Below are 16,693 nucleotides of genomic sequence, written 5' to 3' on the forward strand. Positions count from 1 at the left end.
GAACTGTGCGTTCCAGCACTGCCCTAAATGACCTGCGCGATCAGTGGATCCAGAAGGTCTGCGCAGGCATCGCTACCACCGCCCATCGTGATCCGCTGCTCGATGCAAATCGGATCGCCGGTAACCCAAACGATCTCGATCTGCTGCGTTCCCTTCTCATCCTGCAGATCGCCACCCTGGACGCGCGCGGCCAGTCTGCAACGCACATCACCGAACTACTCGCCGACCACCCGGTCTTCGCCGACCCCAAGCCGGACTCAGATCAGCTCACCAGCTTGGTCAAGCGGGTCCGCTGGCGCATGGAGCATGGTGGACTCACGAGCACCGTGATGCTGTTCGGCGTCGGATTGCGCACTGAAGCCCCGGAAGGCACGTACAGGCTCCTCCTGGAAGAGTGGTCTCGGCAGCTCTCCCGCAACGCTTCCCCCTCCCAAGTGGCCAAGGAACTGCGACGGCACTGGAGCATCGAGACCCTTGGCTTCCCAGATAACCTGATTCCCGGTCCACTCAAGCCACTGGAGACATGCACCGAGGCGATCTGGACCAGACTCGAAGCAGAGCCGGACATACGCGTCCGGAATGTCGTAGCTCTGGCCATGATCAAGAGCGGCAACCCGGCTCAGGAACTCTGGCTGAAGCAGTTTTCCGCCCACGAAGCCGGGCACCTGTGGAAGTTGGGTGCCGCTCTGGTTTCTTGCACCGCCGCCCTTGCCTACCTGCAAGAGGAACGCCGCTCGCCCAAGCTGAGCCGAGACGCGCAGCAGCTCTTCGCCCGCGCTCTGGAAGGGGTAGACCGCCATCTGAAGGCGCTAACCGAGGCAGTCGCATGCCTGAGCGCAACGGAGCGCGACCTGTTGCGGGACCGTACGCAGCGGGAACGCTTCCAGGACGCCTGCATCCTGACCTTCCTGAACCACTCGCTCGAGGCCCGAACGCGATACTCCGACGGCTCATGCCTCTTCGATGCGGAGGCGCTGCACGGCACTTATGGGCCTCTGCCTTGGTGGAACATCGTCGTTCGTAGTGAAGAGGAAGCTGAGTCTGTCCGCGCCACACTCGATGAGGGAGTGCTGCCCCTCGGCTTCGAGCGGGATCCGGAGAACGCAAGCCAGCTCCTGCTCATCTGCCGTAAGCCGAGGACCGAGTCTCTGGGCATGCGCGCCACCTTCACGTTCGATCTGGACAACCCGGCCCACGCCTGCGAGCTGCTCCTCATAGCGAAGCGCTCGGGCATTCCCGTTGATTTCTACGCACACTCGGTCAACAAGTACGACGAAATCGAGTCCGCCAACCTCGGCACCTTGTACGTGCCGATCGGCCCTGAACTTGCCAGCCTGATCGCGGAAGTCGCCACCGAAGCACTGACCCGATCCCTGCCGGGGGCTCGCGACTGCGACCACGATCAATACAAGGGAGTCGAGTCGCTCTCCGCAGCGTTGCGACATCTGCCCCGTGCTCGGGTGGAGCACTTCTCCTCGGGGCGCCAGATCCTTGCTTCGTCCCAACGCGATCTCGAGGGCGGTATCTCACCGTTGTCGACTGACCCGCCAGTCGCTCTGTCTGGATTCTTCAAGGGCGCCAAGGGGCGTCAGAAGCCCGGCAAGTCGCAGCAGGCACGCACCGGGGCTTCTCCGCTTCGAACCACCGGCTTCGTGTACGTCCAGCGGAACCCCGCCTTCCCGTCCATGCTCAAGATCGGCAGCACAGACCAGCTTTCGGAGGACAGGGCGAGGGGCCTGTCACGGACATCGGTCCCCTTCCCCTTCGAGGTGCTCTTCCGGGCCAACACCGCCCGCCCAGAAGAGGTCGAACGTGCTGTCCATCGCCTCCTCACGGCCCAACGGGTGACCTCGAACAGAGAGTTCTTCTACGTCTCCCTGGAGGTGGCCGTCGAGGCGATCCGCCGATGCCAAGCGGAGGTGACCGGGATCAGGAGTTGGGCACCTGCCCCGGTCATCCACCACCTGCGAGCAGGAGATCGCGTCGTCCTGCCCCTGAAGGCCGGGCAGTTGTTCGCGCTGACTGCGTACACCCAGTTGGCCAGCCCGTCCGCCGAGATCCTCGACAGCTGGCAGGCCGACGGGGACAACGACCTCCTCGAGATCCACGCCACGCATGATCCGGGACACGTGGCCGGAATCAGCGACAACGATCCGGGCGCCTCCGAGGACCCTGTTCCGTTCCTCAACAGAGACGGCAGCGCGCCCAACGGCATGCTTCACGGCCGGGAGCGCCTGGTAGCCGGAGATCGGCTGGTCTGGTTGTCGGACGCGGAGGGACCGGCGGACGCTCGCGGTGTCGTGTTCGAATCGAGCTCCTTCTGCCAGGTCACCTACCGGACGTCAGCGCCGCGGCCGGGCCCGCAGGGCGTTCCGCCAATGCTGAACGATCTTGCGCGAGACACTCCTGACGCCATGGGAGCGGTTGTCAGAGACGTGCTCTCACTCGCTCGCCCGCGGTCCTGGGCTCCCAGAAACCCCCAAGAAGGCGACGACAGCTGGCTGAGGGCAGCCACAGATCCCCAGCCACCCGAGTTCTGGCTTCGTCAACTCCAGCGGCCACGCAAGAACAACCACCGGCGCCAGAGCTGAGCGAGGGGTCGGCAGCCGTGTCACCTCATCCGCCGACAAGCCACCCTGAATCTGCCCTCTATCGGTCGTGCGGCGCGCCGGGTTTAGACTGCGCCCGCGCGGGGGCGGCTGGGCAAGGAGAGTGTGCTCTTGAACGCGCGCCCGGCACGGCCGCCCCTCCCCCTCGCGCCCCTCGGTTTCCGCCGAGACGGACGCCCGATCCTGCCGATCCTCGGCGCCGCGGACGACGAGATCGGCGGAGACCAGACCAGCGAGGGCACAACTCCTGCTCTTCCATCGAACCAGGCTGCTGATCAAGTCACGCTGACTCAGGACGAGTTGTCCCGTCGCTTCACGAGGGAGAAGGACCAGGGCCGTCGGGCCGGTGTGCGCGAGCTTCTGGCGCAGCTCGGGTTCGACAACGCCCGCGCACTGCACGAGTTCGTGCAGTCGCAGCGGGACGCCGAGCAGTCGAGGCTGTCTGACCTGGAACGCCGCGAGCAGGAACTTGCCGCGCGGGAGCAAGAGGTCGCCGCGCTGGAAGGCTCCGCGGCCGCCCGGGAGCGGGACGCCGCACGGCGATCCGTCCTCGTCGGCCTTGGCGCCGCAGGCGTGGAGCTGGAGGACGCGGCCGTCCTCTTGTCCCGTACGACGGACGAGGAAGCGGACGACGCAGCGCTCCGCAAAGCGGCGGACAAGCTCAAGAGCAGGCGGCCGGAGCTCTTCGGTCAGCGTCCGGCCACCCCGCCGCCCTCCGGAAGTCCTGACGGTGGTGCACCGCCCCGTCAGGGCAAGAACCCGCCCCGACCGGGTACGGCTGGCCTGGAGATGGCACGGCGTCGCGGCCACCTGACCACCATCCCGTAGCCGCCTCACACCGTTCAGCCGCAGCAGGGACCGTGCCCCACCCCCGAGATCACGGACGACGGCGCCACAACGTGGCGCGCTGGCAAAGCCCCCGTACCGGATCTCCCGTAAGGACACCGCCCACCATGGATCTTCAGCCGATCACGACCACCGAGCACGTCACCGCCGACCGCCCCTGGCTCGTATCGCGGCACGGCCTCGACACCCCGCTGAGCGTCACCCTGGACGTCGCGCTCTTCTCCCCCGGCGAGCACTACACGCCGGGCCATGAGACCCAGCCGCGGTCCTGCTTCACCTCGGGTATTCCCCTCGGTCGGGTCACCTCGACTGGCCTGTACGGCCCGTGGGAGGCGGACGCCTGTGACGGTCGCGAGGTGTTCGCCGGCGTCCTGCTCGCCGAGGTGCACTTCGCCCCCGGCTCGCGGCGTGCGGCAGGCGCGCTGCACTGGCACGGCGTCGTCGCTGCAGCCCAGCTCCCGTGCGGTCTCGACCCGGCGGCGATCACCTGCTCCACCGCACAGATCCACTTCGTCTAGGCAGGGGGATCGACGCACCCATGCTGGACACCCTGCTACGCGACATCGACGCGACGGACATCAACGCCTTCGCCCGCACTATCACCACCCCGGACGACTTCGAGCTGACCCGGACGGTGATGCCCGAACGGCGCCTGAACTCCGTCAAGTTCAGGATCAAGAGCAGCAAGCGTCGTGTGAACGCCGCCAAGTTCCGGTCCTACGACGCGCAGACCGCCGTGGCCCGGCGCCAGGCCGAGCGCATCATCACTGAAGGCATGCTGCCGCCGCTCGGCCAGAAGCTGATCGTCGGTGAACTGGAGCAGATCCTCCTGGACACGGCGCGCGGAGCGGACGCGTCGGAGTTCGTGGAGCTGCTCTACGACGACGTCGAACGGCACGTTGAGTCGATCCACAACCGTATGGAACTGGCCGCCGGTGACCTCCTCGTCGACGGCATCTTCACCCTCAATGGGGAGAACGGGCTGAACCTGGAGGCGGACTTCGGCGTACCGACCGCCAACAAGCCCACGGCGGCCAAACCCTGGTCCGACCCGACCAGCGATCCGATTGCGGACGAGCTGCGCTGGATCGAGTACCTGAGGTCGATCGGCGCCCCGCTCCCGGCTCGCGTCATCACGTCGTACAAGGCCCGCGCCGTGCTCGCGGCGAACGACGCCTACCGGGCGGCGTACTACGGCAGCGTCAACGGCTCCACGACGCCCACCGCGGTCCTCGCGCCGAACGAGGTCGAGGTCGTCCGCGCCCGCTACAACCTGCCTCCGATCACGGTGTACGACGTCCAGATCTCGGTGGACGACACGTACCAGCGCGTCATCCCGGAGGATCGGTGGATCCTGATCCCGCCGAACCCCGAGTCCTGGGCCGAGACGCAGTACGGCGTTACGGCCGAGTCCCTTGTCCTCACCAGCGGCTCCAACCCCGCGCTGCTCCGCGAGGACGCCCCGGGCATTGTCATCACGAGCGGGCATCAGGACGACCCGGTCCAGGTGTGGACGAAGGGCGCGGCGGTCGCGATGCCGGTGCTGTACGTACCGGATATCCACGTGACGGCGAAGGTGCTGTGACATGGCTGCCCAGAGAGAAGGGCCATCGCCCGGTGGCGGCCGCCGTCTCGCCGAGACAGTCTTCGTGACCGACCCGACCACCCATGACACCGTCGTCCTCAAGGCCGGGTCGGAGGTCCAAGACCCGGCCTTGGCTGCGCAGATCACCCACCCCGACGCCTGGGAGCCGAATTTCTCGGCACCGCGGAGCCCTCGCCGGACCCGTTCGACCGACTGACGTCGACGGGCGGGGTGAACGAGCACTCCGCTCGCCGGCGCCACACCGAAAGGCAGTCCGATGCGACTGACCGACAACGACTACGCGTATCTACGATCAGAGTTGGGGCCGACGGACCCAGCTGACCTGGACCCGCGCTACCAACGGCTCGGCTCTCTCCAGGCTGTCGCCACGGAGGTTCTACGCGAGCGGAAAGCAGCCCTCGTCTCCGACCCGCTGTCCGTCACGGTGCAGGGCGTTGCCACGGTCAACAATGCGGAGAACGTCCGAGCGCTTGAGCGTCAGATCACGGCACTTGAGGAGCTCGCGGTGGACGACAGCATCAACACCCACGCAGTACCCGTACCGCTGTGGCGCAGCCGGAGCCGCTGAGCTGCGTGATCAATACGCCTGCGGTGCGGGGCACTTGGCTGTGATGAACTTACGTTCGTTCGCAGAGAGTTAGAGGGGGAGACAATGACAGCCGATAAGACGGCCCCTGTAGCGTTCGTTCCCAGGAGTGTCAGCGAAGACGCACGTCGGGTGGGGAGGGCGGCGTTTATCTTGATGCTCCTCGCCGCGGCCGCCTGGGGATGGTTCGGCTACCTGATGCTCGCCCCCTGGGGCCCTACAGACATGTCGTCGACCTCCGAGCTCCTGTGCCGAGGTGTCTTGATCGAGCCGTTGCCTGGCAACAACGAATGTCACAGCGACCTACGCCAGTGGACCCCGCTTCTGGGCATCCTGGCGCTGGCGGTGATCACGTCGGTCGCCGCCTCAGCGACCACGGTGTACTCCATGGTCCTCTCCCGCCTGGCGCGCAGCGATGGGCCGAGCATCCCGTCGCAGAGCTGAGTTCAGACATCACTCAGTGGTGAAGCGACGCAGGCGGGAAAGGAACGCGTCGATGTCGACCAGCTCGGGGGCGTTGGGACCACGCAACCAGACTGTGGCCTGCCGCTGCACTTCGGCTGCTTTCACGGCCTCCGAGAAGCGCTCGCCGGCTGCGTACAGTCGTGTGAGGGCGTGAGCCGCCCGGTTCCAGCCACCTCGAGCCAGGGGTCACCTGCCATCGCTACGGGCCTCGTCCGCCGCACCGGAGCCGAAGCCTCACCCGGAAGCCAAAAGCAAGTCACGAACCCTCTTGTGACTTCGCTCTCCTATCGCGGATGTCAGGTGGATCAGAGTGGAACCGACCCCCGATAGTGCGCGTGAATCCATGTGACCCAGCGACATGAGCAGATCAACCGTAGTGGTCGTTGACCCGAACGAGGGCGACATCCTCGGCAACGTCCGGGCGAAGCCGATGCCCCAAGGGCGCGGACACTTCGTGTCGCGGAAGCGGGGGACGCCGCTGGTGCAGTTGGCTTGGATGCCGGATCTGCGGTGACCGTGGAGTTGCACAGTCAAAGGTCACTGCGGTCACAACACAGGCCGGAGGACGGGCCGTACGTTTCGGTCTATCGGGAGGCACACCTCCGCCGGCTACGACGTCCTGGCTCACTCTTCATGGCGTACCCGCTGCCAGCCGTCGCGACTCGCGTAGGGGGAGGCAGGGTGGTACGCGACAGGGAACGAGCGTTGCTTCACATACTGAGGCTCGTTGGTGATCTTCCAATCGCCGTCTTGCCACTTGACGATGAAGTCGACCTCTTCGCCCTTCAGCGGGTCCTGGTCGGCTCCGCCGTCGGCCTTGGTTGCGTACTGGTCATAGGCGAGCCAGATCTGCATCACTGCACCGGTGTCATCCAGCGAGGTGGCCCTCACCGCGTTCACGTTGGTGGTGAAGGTGATCCCGGCTGGGGCTCCTCCGCTCGGCGGCAGTCCGGCGTACTCTCGCAGTTTGCGGACTTCGGAGATCTGTTCCTCGATGTATCCGGTGGAGTCGTGGGAAGTGACGGCCTTCAGCTGCTCACGGGCGGCGCTGTCATCCAGGAATGCGTACTCCTCCCAGAAATACACCACCGCCGAGATTCCACCGTTAGCGGTATAGGGGAAGCCCCTGCTCGCTCCGCCCTTCTGCTTGGTGCCCGCCTTGAGTACCAACTTCTTGGCCTTGCTCGGAGTCATCTCGCCCTCGGGCGGCTTCGGCGAGGCCGGCTTCCGAGAGGGCTGGGCCACATTCCGCTTGCCGGTCGGGCCGTCTCCGCCAGCCGTCAGGAAGAACGCCAGGGCTCCACCAGCCAGGGCTGCAACGACCACAAGGCCCATGACAATTAGGAGGAGTTGGGCCCGGCGAGTCTCGCTGTCCTGGCCATTCATGTCAGATGCCCATGCCGTAGAGGGTGAGTTGAGACTTCCCTGGACACGCTCATCGTCAGCTGCTGAGCGAGCGGTGACGCGCCCGTGAACCGGCAGCTGCTCCCGGCGTCCGCCATCACCGGCAACGTCAAACGCGCCTGCTGCGATACCGAGAGCTTCAACTTGGGCATTTCCTGCATATTCCCCCCATAGGTTCCGATCTATTGCTATGCGTAACGTCACTGCATACGCACTCACCAGGAAGCCCGAGCCGTAACCCTACAGATTTCCCTTGCATGTAACGGCGGACAACACCACACCCTGCGCCCCGAGTTCCTTGATGCCTTCCATGAAGGACTCGTACATCGAGCGGGAGGCGCCGGCGGTGCTGCGGGCGATGATGAAACGGATGCCGGTGTCGCGGGCGAAGGGGAGATGGTCGACCAGGGCGGAGAGGGGGTTGCCGGCCTGGGTGGAGACGAGTTCGTAATCGTCGACCACGACGAAGAGCTGTGCGCCGGTCCACCAGCTGCGGTCGCGGAGTTGCTGTGGGGTGACGGTCGTCCGGGGGCTGGCGTCGTTCCATCAGCTGGGCGAGGGCGTTCATGTGCATCTGGAGGGAGCTTGCTGTCGGGGCGTACTCCAAGAGATGGGCGGGTGAGACGACTTCGAGGAGTGAGCGGCGGTAGTCGCCGACCACGATCTTCGCCTCGTCCGGTGTGTAGCGCTCGGAGATCTTGCGGACGAGGTGGCGCAGCAGTGCTGTCTTGCCTGATTCGCTTTCGCCGAAGACGAGGAAGAACGGGTCGGTGTCGAAGTTGACGTAGACCGGGTCGAGGTTCGTCTCGTCCAGGCCGATCGCCAGGCCCTGGTCCGTCGACTCGGAGCCCTTGGGGAGGTGGTCGGCCGGGACCTTGCGGGGCAGAAGGCGGACTGTGGGGGCGGCACGCCCGTTCCAGGCTCCGCGGACGGTCTGGACGAAGCGGGCCGTGACTTCGGCGAGGTCCTCGCCTGTCTCCACCTGGTCGATGGTGGGTAGCGCCGTCATGAAGTGGAGGTGTTCCGGGGTCTGGCCGCGGCCGGGCATGCCGACGGGGACGTTAGCGGCGATCTTCCGGTTGAACTCCGAGTCCATGGTGTCGCCGAGCCGGAGTTCGAGGCGGCCGAGGAGCTGGTCCTTGATCGAGGCTCGGATCTCCATGTGGCGGGAGGCGGTGGCCCCGATGTGGATGCCGTAGCCGAGTCCCCGGCCCGCGAGGTCGCCCACGACTTCTTCGAGGAGCTCGTAGTCGTTCTTGAAGGCTCCCCAGCCGTGGAGTCGATGGTGTGAGCGCGAAAAGACTCCTCGTGGCAGTTGAGGATGCCAGCGACCTCGGCGAGCGTGCGGCGTACGCGTTCGGGTCGAAGCGTGAGGCGCTCCCGCCGACGCGCGGAAGGTCGGCGAGGTGCGCCATGCCTCCGGCGCCGAAGTCGATCCCGTATAGCTGGACTTCGTGCAGGCTGTGGGTGAGCGCGAAGGACACGATGAGCGTGCGCATCAGCGTGGACTTGCCAGACTGCGGGCCGCCGACGACCAGGTGGCCGGACTCGCTGGAGAAGTCCTGCCACAGGCCCGCGCGCCGCTGCTCGAAGGGCTTGCCGATCAGTCCGAGGGGAACGGCGAGCTGGCCGGTCCCCAGGGAGTCCGTGGACGGTGTGACCGCGCGTCGGGTTCGTGGTCAGGGGCGGCAGCAGTTGGGCCAAGGCGTTGGACGGGGCGGCTGCGCAGTTACACCGACATGGCGATGCCGATGCGAACGAGCAGCACGACTCCTGCCACGGCTATCAGGCCGATCCGCAGCCCCCGGTTTCTGGGGTGGAGCTGGAGCAGCATCGCGCCGATCCCTGCACCACCGCCGACGTACGCCCAGATCTGCGAGGTGTCCATGGCATCGACGACGTTGTCCTTGCAGCCGGTCGTGAAGGGGCACGCGTTCCACGCTTCGTCGTAGACGTCCAACTCCCAGAAGACCAAGAGGCCACACGCCAGGGTGAGCGCTATGGCTACCCAGCGCCAGCGCTTGTCGAAGGTGCTCGTGTCTCTGTCGGACGGGTATCCCGCGTATGCCATCAGAGCAGGCCCTAACATGGATTTGAGGTCTTCGAGCCCGCCCCGAAGGGGGAGTTCTGGCGGGCAGTTGAGCGAGTCGGCCCAGGGCTCTCACTCTTGCTACGCTCCGGCCTCGCACGCCTCAGAGGTTGCAACAGATTTCGTGTATCCGATGATGAACCTCTTCATTTCGGCTTCCGTTACTTCACTTGTGACACGTACTGAGGCGAAGAGCTTCTTGCCGTCTTTGCGACTCTCCGGACACTCGACCTGGCCAATTGCTCCGGTGCGTGAGTAAATGTATCGCCGATCCTTTGTTTGCTTGTCGTAGGGGCTGACGCCAAGGGCTCCACGTGCCAGATAACTCACCGTGGTGTCGGCGGACCACCATTCACGCATGACCGACAGTGGCGTCTTTCCGTCGACCTCAACCCGACACCAACTGTGCTCCCCAGTCGAGCTCGAGCGAAAGTTCAACTTCTCGCCAGGCGGCAGTAGAGGTTCGACCAAATTTGGTTTGACTTGAATTCCGCACAAATCCTTGGGAATGGCGTACTGTTTTGTCGGGGCGGAGCACCCGACGGAAAATGCCAAGGCGAGTGCTGTCGTGGATACAGTGAGTGCAGAGATTTGCAGCCTGCTCAAGGCGTTCCCTTTGCTTCCGATGATGTTGGCAGATCGGTGCTTCATGAACCTGGGGGTACTTCGGACTCCAGGTCTCCTGCCATGCGATGGCCGGCGATGGCTGCATCGTTGAAACCATCCCTCGTGCCTTGCCGGGTCCACTCTTCAGCCTGATCTGCCCAGGGCGCTTCGTACTTCGCTGCTACGGATTCTGCCGCTATGCGACTTAGAGTCGAATTCTGAACCTCGGTGGCTTCCCATAGAACTGCCGCGTCCTGTCCGGCGTCCTGAACATCGGGCTCGGGTTGTTTAAAGAGTTGCTCTAGAACCAAGCTGCTCACAGTTCCTGTCGCACCACCGATGACGGCTCCGGCAAGGGGGCTGGCGACGAAACTTGTACTTACGCCTACTGCCGTTGCGATGGCTCCTGAGCTGAAATTTTTCCTTTGGTTCATGGAGTGCTCGTAGTCTTCCATTTTCTCGGCTTCTGTGCCGAGAACGGACTCTTGGCGACCGATAGCCAGGGACCCTCCGACTTCTCCAGAGCGACGGGCGATCTCTCGGATGGTGTCCTCGGCAGGGTGAGGGTAACGTTTTTCATCCGGTAGATCCGGACTCATGTGGTAATCAATCAGGTTGGCCATATATGCCTTCTGTCCAACCTCTACGGCTGCATAGCCTTCGGGGCTTTGACCGAGGGTCACCAGGAATCGAGTGACGTCACTGCGCTTCATTTCGGCTGCTTCACCATCGATGGGGAAGAGCTTGGCTACGCTTTCATTGCCGGAGTCGGCATCTGCGGTGGCCCTGTTGATATCCGGTAGATATTCGGCAGTGATTTGACCGATGCTGTCAGACATGTAGGAGTGGTCGGTCAAGCGTGTTGGATCGTCGGAGATTGAAGCTACGAGGCTTTCGACCAATTTAGCTTGGTCGGCGTTGTGTTGAGGTGTCTCAGCCGTCGGATGTTGCCCCGCGGCATGTCCTGTTGTAGCCGCCTCCAGTGCGAGAGCCATCGCGTTCTTACCGGCGTTGCTCTTTTCTCCCTTACTGTTCGCGTCCGCCGGCCAGTCTCGCTCCTCGAACAGGTAGTCAAAGTTGCTGAGTCCGCGCTTGACTTCCTTTCCGTTGCGTTCCTCAGTGAAGTTGTGGTCTTCGTCGGTGGTTACAAAATCCTTGCTGAAGAAATCCGTAGCCGCTTCCGGGCTGTTAGACAGAGCCTTCATGAAGCCGGTCATCGGGTCCGAGCCAGTGTCACTCCCGGTCCGGTTCAGGTACGAACCTGCGCCTGCCTGCTGCCAAGCGACGGCAGCGTTGCTGCCGTTATCGCTTCGCGCCTTTTCGGTCTTGATGAGCTCACTGCCGTAGCTCTTGAGGAATTCGTCGTCGTAGTTGCCCCAACGCATAAGGTTGCTCATGACTTGGAACCCGACGGCACCGCTGCCCTTGCCTACGAGTTGCCCGCCGAGGTCAATGGTGTCTCGCTTCCACTCGACCATTCCGCGGCTGTCGCTGTGTGTCGCAGTGGCCAGAGTCATGCCCAGGTTCTTCTGCAGCTCGTCGTACTGGTCGACACGGCTTCGCAGATCAGGATTCTGAGGGAGGACGTTGAGGTCGGCCCAGAAGTCCAGTGTGTTTTTTGCTCCCAGCTTTTCGGCGAATCTCTGAGAGAAGAGCTCGTCGCCGCTGTAACGCTTCAGGCCGGCATTGAGGATATCGAACTCCTTGGCCGACAGATCCCCTGGATCCTGCTTTGCTAGGGCTGCGAGTTCCTCTGCCTTCTTGAGGGCGCCTGCTGCTGATTCTCTGTCCTTGTATGAAGCGCCTGAGAAGCCGTAGTCGGTCTGGTCTGCTAGGGCCTTCAATACGCGGGCGGCAGAGCTGTCGACTTCCGTAGCCTTGTTTAGGATTCTCTGAATCTCATCCCGGAAGGCCGTGACGTCCGCCTCGCTGTGGTCGGGCAGCTTGGATTCGGCACCCGCGCGATCGGGGTGGACGTTCATTGATACGGTGAATCCGCCGTCTCCTGTGGCCACCACCGTAAGGTTCTTCTTTAGTCCGCGTTCGATGGCTTCGACCAGCTTGCGATGGGACTCTTTGAGTTCGTCCCGCGTGTCACTGATGATGTCGCGAAGTGTCTTTGCTTGTTTTAGAGCATCACCAAACTCACTCGCGGTCTTTCCCACGAATTCGCGCGTGACGTTGGCGTTGATGCCAGCCCAGTTGGCCTTAATGGCCTTCCCCCTGAGGCCGTCTTGAGCATCTTTGTTCAATTCTTCGAGGTTTCGGACTGCGGTGGACCACTCTTTGACCGTGTCGTCGAGTTGGCCGAAGCGTGCAAAGCGGAGAGCGTCGAAGTCCATTAGTTATCCTTCTCGCTCTGCTTGCCTGGCTTTGCGTATGTCTCGTTGAACCCCTCATCAAGGGCGCTGATGCTGCTCATGTGCCGGGCGATGAAGTGATCGCCATCTCGATGGGTTTTCTTCGTGTACTCAAGGTGATTGGAGATGTGCGCGCACGCGTCCATTAGGGACTTGAGTTGCTTGTCCCACCGATTTGAGACGTGGGTGAGGGCACTGCCGATGGCGAAGCCCTGAGTGGAGAGATCGCTCCCTGTGGTGCCGCTACTGTCGCCGGCAGAGCGAGCTCTGTCCCATAGGCGGTTGTACAGTTGGAAGGCCTCGTTGCCGATCGCTGCCAAGTCTTTCTGGGAGACGGCTAGCACCCCGACATCAGATCCGCTCGGCGCGCCTGAGCCCAGACCCCCCGTATCCACACCGTTCAACTGCATGCCTGTCGAATGCTTCTCGGCTGCTTCGGCCTTGAGCTGTTCCCACTCGTCCCAAGCCATACCCTGGCTCCTTCCCCCGTATGGGCGTTGACCGAACTGTCGAGCCAACTCTGGGCCACGTTGGCCGTCCGCTTGCCATTCCTGCTTAAGGGCTTGCCGAGTCCGTATGCGCAGGAGGGGGTGGGCACCTCCCGTGCGTGCCCACCCCATCAACCCGACATGTGCTGCTGCTGTATCAGTAGTTGGCTGCTGCCTTGCGGTCCGCGGCGCTGTACGCGGCGCTGGCCTCGCGGACGGCGTTGGCGATGGCGTTGAGGGCCTGGTGGATCTCGCGGGACTTCGTGTCCCACTCGCGGTGCAGACCGTCGGCGGCGGTCTTCGCCTCGCCTTCGAAGAAGGCGGAGATGTCCTTCATACGGGTCTGCAGGGCCTGCAGGTCGGCGTCCAGCCGCTTGGCCTGGCTGGTGATGTCTCCTGCGGCGCGCTCGAGTTCCGCGTATGTGACGAGCATCGTGCCGTCATTTGCGGGCATGGTTCCTCCGGCTGTCTCAAGTTCGTGTGGTCTCAGTGGGGTTGGTGCTGGGCGCTCGTCAGTAGCTGTTGAGGCTGGAGGAGGCGCCGCCGGCCGAGCCGCCAGAGCCGGAACCGGAGCCCGCGCCCGTGTCGATGCCTCGGAGGGCCTGGTAGACCTCCTCCTCGGTGCTCCCGACGATGCGGCGGTTGTCGTCCACCGCGGTCTGGAAGCGGATCAGGAGGTTGCCGATGTGCGCCATGCGCTCGTTGATCTCGCGCTGCTTGGCGTCGAAGGACACGGCACCCATGCCCTGCCACTTGCCCTCGACTCCGTCGATGACGGCCTGCAGCTGCGAGAGTTGCTGCTTGACCGAACCGAAGCGTTCGTTGAGCTCCTGCTCGAATTGCCGCAGGACCTCGTCATTGACCTTCTGGACTGCCACGTGGTGCCTTCCTGTCTAGGTGTGGATGTTGAGCACCGGCCGACTGGTGTGGGCGGTCGGCGCTGAGCCGCGCTGGTTCGCCTGCACTCTCGGATCAGCAGGGTTAGGCGCTGCGGCGTTTGCGGGCCAGAGCCAGGGCTCCTGCCGCCAGGACGGCCACGGCTGCGGCGATTCCGGCGATCAGGCCGAATTGGGAGCCTTCCTGAGGCTCGGCTTCTGCGTGACTGGGGCTGTCGCTGCTTCCTGTCTTGTCTGCGCGGTCTTTCGAGTCAGGTGAACCGGCAGAGGAATCGCCTGACTCGAGTGGGTTTGAACTCAGCAGCGGGTGCTTTTTCGGTGAGCCCGGATCGCCCTTCTCGTCGAGAATGTTCGCTCCTGGACGGACGATGCCGTAGCCGAGGTACTTGCTCACACCGCTCTTCTTCTCTTCACTGCGAACCGTGGTCCCCAGGAGTACGCGGAGGACTTGGTTTGCAGTCCAGTCCGGGTGCGCTGACCAGATGAGCGCGGCGGAGGCCGAGGCGAGGGCAGCAGCTGCGCTGGCTCCACCTCCGTCGCAGTAGCGCTCGAAGTCGGCGTTGCACCAGCGAGGAACGTCGACCCCGGGAGCAGCGAGATCCACGTCTTCGCCGTACTGCGAGAAGTCGGCCACGTTGCCCTTGCGGTCCACGGAGGTGACCCCGGTGACTTCGAGTGCGGCTGCCGGATATAGCGGCTTGTTTCCGTCCTTGGCGTTGTCTCCTGTTCCGGCGATCAGGAGCTTGCCCTTGCTGGCGGCGTATTCAGCTGCACTCTTGTTGTAAAGGTCGTTGCCGATGGCGTTGTGGTTGCGGACATTGATGGTGATGATGTCGGCATCCATGTCGACGGCAGCGTGGATGGCTGTGTAGAGAGGGTCGCGTTCGATCCACTTGCCGGGTGGTAGTTCGTCATGTTTGAGCAGAGGTACCCGAATAGGGATGATCTTCGCTCCGGGTGCGAGACCTTGCAGTCCACCGCCCTTGCCTGTCCCGGCGATGAGTTCGGCTGTGGTGGTGCCTTGCCCGTTGGTGTCCTTGGTGGAGCCGCCCTTTTCGACTGTGGCGTCCACCCCCTTGAGGACCTGGCCCTTGAGTGAGGGCGTGCCCGGGTTCACACCGGAGTCGATGACGGCGACCTTGATGCCCTCGCCCTTGGTCTTCTTCCAGATCTCTTCGGCGTGCAGCAGGTCCAGGTACCACTGCTTGGACCGCACGTCATCGGCTGCGGCTGCCGGCGTTGTCCCGGACAGGGCTATGGCCCAGGCGCCGAGAGCGGCGCCTGCCGTAAGCAGGCCGCGCCGCAGCGGGCGGGCGGGCCAGTTCCGTCGCCGGTCGTGACTGATTCTTGCGGTCATGCTGACTTCCGGACCTTCCCTGTGACTAGTCGATCACCGGTGGCGTGGTGCTCCGCCGCCGGGACTCCCACGTCTCTTCGTCTTCGGTCAGGTAGTCCGGACGGTCTCCAGTCCGGGCCTGCTCCTTGTCCTGTGGACGCTGTTGGCCTGGACGCCCACCTGCCAGGCCCGTTCCACCAGAGGCGGAACCACCTGAACCTGGACGGGAACCTGTTGGGGCATTGCGCGCCACGCCAACGATGCCGTTCGTGGCGGGCGTGCCACGGCTCGCTCCGCGAGGGCCGCTGGACGTCGGCTGCGCGCCGACCACCCCTTGCTGGCCCGGCCGTGTTGTAGCGGCGGAGCCGCGGGCAGGGAGTTCCGATCCGACGACGCCGCCACGCGGAACACGTGACGAGCCGCTGGTCGGTCCTGTTGCTGCACGCTGCGGCGTCCCGCCCACGATCCCGTCCGCACGGCTAGATCGGGGCACCCCAGGATTGCTGGTGCCCGTGCGACCGTAAGCAGAGGGCTGCGAGTTGCTGGGACGGCCAGTAATCGGCACTTGCTGTGCAGTGCCAGCGCCTGGTCTTCCCGTTGCTGCAGGGCCACTTCCGGGAACGTTCGGGCGCGCGGCTGGAGTGGGTCGACCTGCAGCAGGAGGGTTGCTCCCCTGAACGGCAGGCCTTCCGACAGGGCCGGAGCGTCCGGTGGCCGTTGGAGTGTTCTGGGCAGTGCCGGGTCGCCCTGCGGGCATAGGCCCCGTAGCGGTCTGGCCTGGTCGTCCAACAGCACGAGGGTTGGGCGAAGTGGTCTTTTGCGTGCCGCTCGACTGCCCTGCCGGGCGCTGCGTGGCCTGGGGCAGAGGCCCACCAGGGACGCCAACCGGAGGAACAGCCGGCCCGCTGGGTGGGCCAGCTGGTGCCGTTGTCGTGGGAGGTGCGGCCGAGGTCTGGCTCGGAGCGGGAGGTGCGGCGACGGTGTCGATCTGGACCCCTGTGCCAGGGGCTGGACTGGATGGAGCAGTACCGTTGCCGACCGGTCCGGAAGAGGCGCCCCACGCTTCGCCGGCGCCCGCACCACCAGGAGTTACCTGTGCCGGTGAACTCACCGTTGTACTTCCGGTTGAGCCCGATTCCCCTGCATTTGTTTCACCGGAACCGGATGGCTTCGGCACCGACGCCTTCACTGGCTTCGGCGGTAGAGGTGCCTTCTGGGACGCCAGGTTCTGTTCCGAGACCGCATAGAACGACGCCAGTCGGTTCATCTGGTTGATGGCCTCTTGGCGGTCCTTCTCCACCTTCTGGGCCTCTTGGTAGGACGGGTTTCCATCCGTCTGCTCCACGGAAGTGAAGTCCTCAGGGCGCTTGCGGACGAGTCGCGTATCGCGTGGGGGACGGGA

Annotated in this window: 15 protein-coding genes and 1 pseudogene; 7 read left to right on the forward strand and 9 right to left on the reverse strand. The window is 64.3% G+C overall.

Annotated features, from left to right (window positions below; translation table 11 throughout):
- The first annotated feature begins 5 nt into the window (after positions 1-5).
- The 7 genes from RCO28_RS30810 to RCO28_RS30840 all read left to right on the forward strand — a co-directional run bounded on the left by RCO28_RS30810 (position 6) and on the right by RCO28_RS30840 (position 6,091).
- Positions 6-2,591, forward strand: coding sequence for a GIY-YIG nuclease family protein (locus tag RCO28_RS30810; RefSeq protein WP_308944590.1), 2,586 nt, complete (start codon positions 6-8; stop codon positions 2,589-2,591).
- 129 nt (positions 2,592-2,720) lie between these two features.
- Entirely contained in the window at positions 2,721-3,437 is a 717-nt protein-coding gene (locus tag RCO28_RS30815; RefSeq protein WP_308944591.1) for a hypothetical protein, read from the forward strand.
- A 125-nt stretch (positions 3,438-3,562) separates the two neighbouring features.
- Positions 3,563-3,973 carry a head decoration protein gene (locus RCO28_RS30820; protein ID WP_308944592.1) on the forward strand — a complete coding sequence of 137 codons (411 nt, stop codon included), beginning with the start codon at positions 3,563-3,565 and terminating at the stop codon, positions 3,971-3,973.
- Positions 3,974-3,993: 20 nt separating this feature from the next.
- Positions 3,994-5,040 carry a major capsid protein gene (locus tag RCO28_RS30825; RefSeq protein ID WP_308944593.1) on the forward strand — a complete coding sequence of 349 codons (1,047 nt, stop codon included), beginning with the start codon at positions 3,994-3,996 and terminating at the stop codon, positions 5,038-5,040.
- Position 5,041: 1 nt separating this feature from the next.
- Positions 5,042-5,257: a hypothetical protein gene (locus RCO28_RS30830; protein WP_308944594.1), complete on the forward strand. Its 216-nt coding sequence runs from the start codon at positions 5,042-5,044 to the stop codon at positions 5,255-5,257.
- Positions 5,258-5,317: 60 nt separating this feature from the next.
- The gene (locus tag RCO28_RS30835; protein ID WP_308944595.1) at positions 5,318-5,629 is read left to right on the forward strand and encodes a hypothetical protein; all 312 of its coding nucleotides are present in this window, start codon (positions 5,318-5,320) and stop codon (positions 5,627-5,629) included.
- 171 nt (positions 5,630-5,800) lie between these two features.
- Entirely contained in the window at positions 5,801-6,091 is a 291-nt protein-coding gene (locus RCO28_RS30840) for a hypothetical protein (RefSeq protein WP_308944596.1), read from the forward strand.
- A gap of 645 nt (positions 6,092-6,736) precedes the next feature.
- Here the strand turns inward: RCO28_RS30840 and RCO28_RS30845 are convergent.
- The 9 genes and pseudogenes from RCO28_RS30845 to RCO28_RS30885 all read right to left on the reverse strand — a co-directional run bounded on the left by RCO28_RS30845 (position 6,737) and on the right by RCO28_RS30885 (position 15,312).
- Positions 6,737-7,447: a hypothetical protein gene (locus tag RCO28_RS30845; protein WP_308944597.1), complete on the reverse strand. Its 711-nt coding sequence runs from the start codon at positions 7,445-7,447 to the stop codon at positions 6,737-6,739.
- A gap of 312 nt (positions 7,448-7,759) precedes the next feature.
- A pseudogene (eccCb, locus tag RCO28_RS30850) lies at positions 7,760-9,229 on the reverse strand (type VII secretion protein EccCb); the annotation flags it as partial.
- Positions 9,230-9,245: 16 nt separating this feature from the next.
- Positions 9,246-9,587 (reverse strand): hypothetical protein, encoded by a 342-nt coding sequence (locus RCO28_RS30855; protein WP_308944598.1) that lies wholly within the window; start codon positions 9,585-9,587, stop codon positions 9,246-9,248.
- Between the two features lie 99 nt (positions 9,588-9,686).
- Complete coding sequence (locus tag RCO28_RS30860; RefSeq protein WP_308944599.1) at positions 9,687-10,256, reverse strand: hypothetical protein; 570 nt, start codon at positions 10,254-10,256, stop codon at positions 9,687-9,689.
- A complete protein-coding gene (locus RCO28_RS30865) occupies positions 10,253-12,553 on the reverse strand; it encodes a DUF6571 family protein (protein WP_308944600.1) in 2,301 nt (766 codons plus the stop codon). The genes RCO28_RS30860 and RCO28_RS30865 overlap by 4 nt, the downstream gene beginning before the upstream one ends.
- The gene (locus RCO28_RS30870; protein ID WP_308944601.1) at positions 12,553-13,041 is read right to left on the reverse strand and encodes a hypothetical protein; all 489 of its coding nucleotides are present in this window, start codon (positions 13,039-13,041) and stop codon (positions 12,553-12,555) included. Before RCO28_RS30870 ends, RCO28_RS30865 begins: the two co-directional genes overlap by 1 nt.
- 175 nt (positions 13,042-13,216) lie before the next feature.
- The gene (locus RCO28_RS30875) at positions 13,217-13,513 is read right to left on the reverse strand and encodes a WXG100 family type VII secretion target (RefSeq protein ID WP_308944602.1); all 297 of its coding nucleotides are present in this window, start codon (positions 13,511-13,513) and stop codon (positions 13,217-13,219) included.
- Between the two features lie 58 nt (positions 13,514-13,571).
- A complete protein-coding gene (locus RCO28_RS30880) occupies positions 13,572-13,937 on the reverse strand; it encodes a WXG100 family type VII secretion target (protein ID WP_308944603.1) in 366 nt (121 codons plus the stop codon).
- Between the two features lie 103 nt (positions 13,938-14,040).
- A complete protein-coding gene (locus RCO28_RS30885; protein ID WP_308944604.1) occupies positions 14,041-15,312 on the reverse strand; it encodes a S8 family serine peptidase in 1,272 nt (423 codons plus the stop codon).
- Between the last annotated feature and the right edge of the window lie 1,381 nt (positions 15,313-16,693).

The organism is Streptomyces sp. LHD-70, assembly GCF_031157275.1.
Taxonomy (GTDB): Bacteria; Actinomycetota; Actinomycetes; order Streptomycetales; family Streptomycetaceae; genus Streptomyces.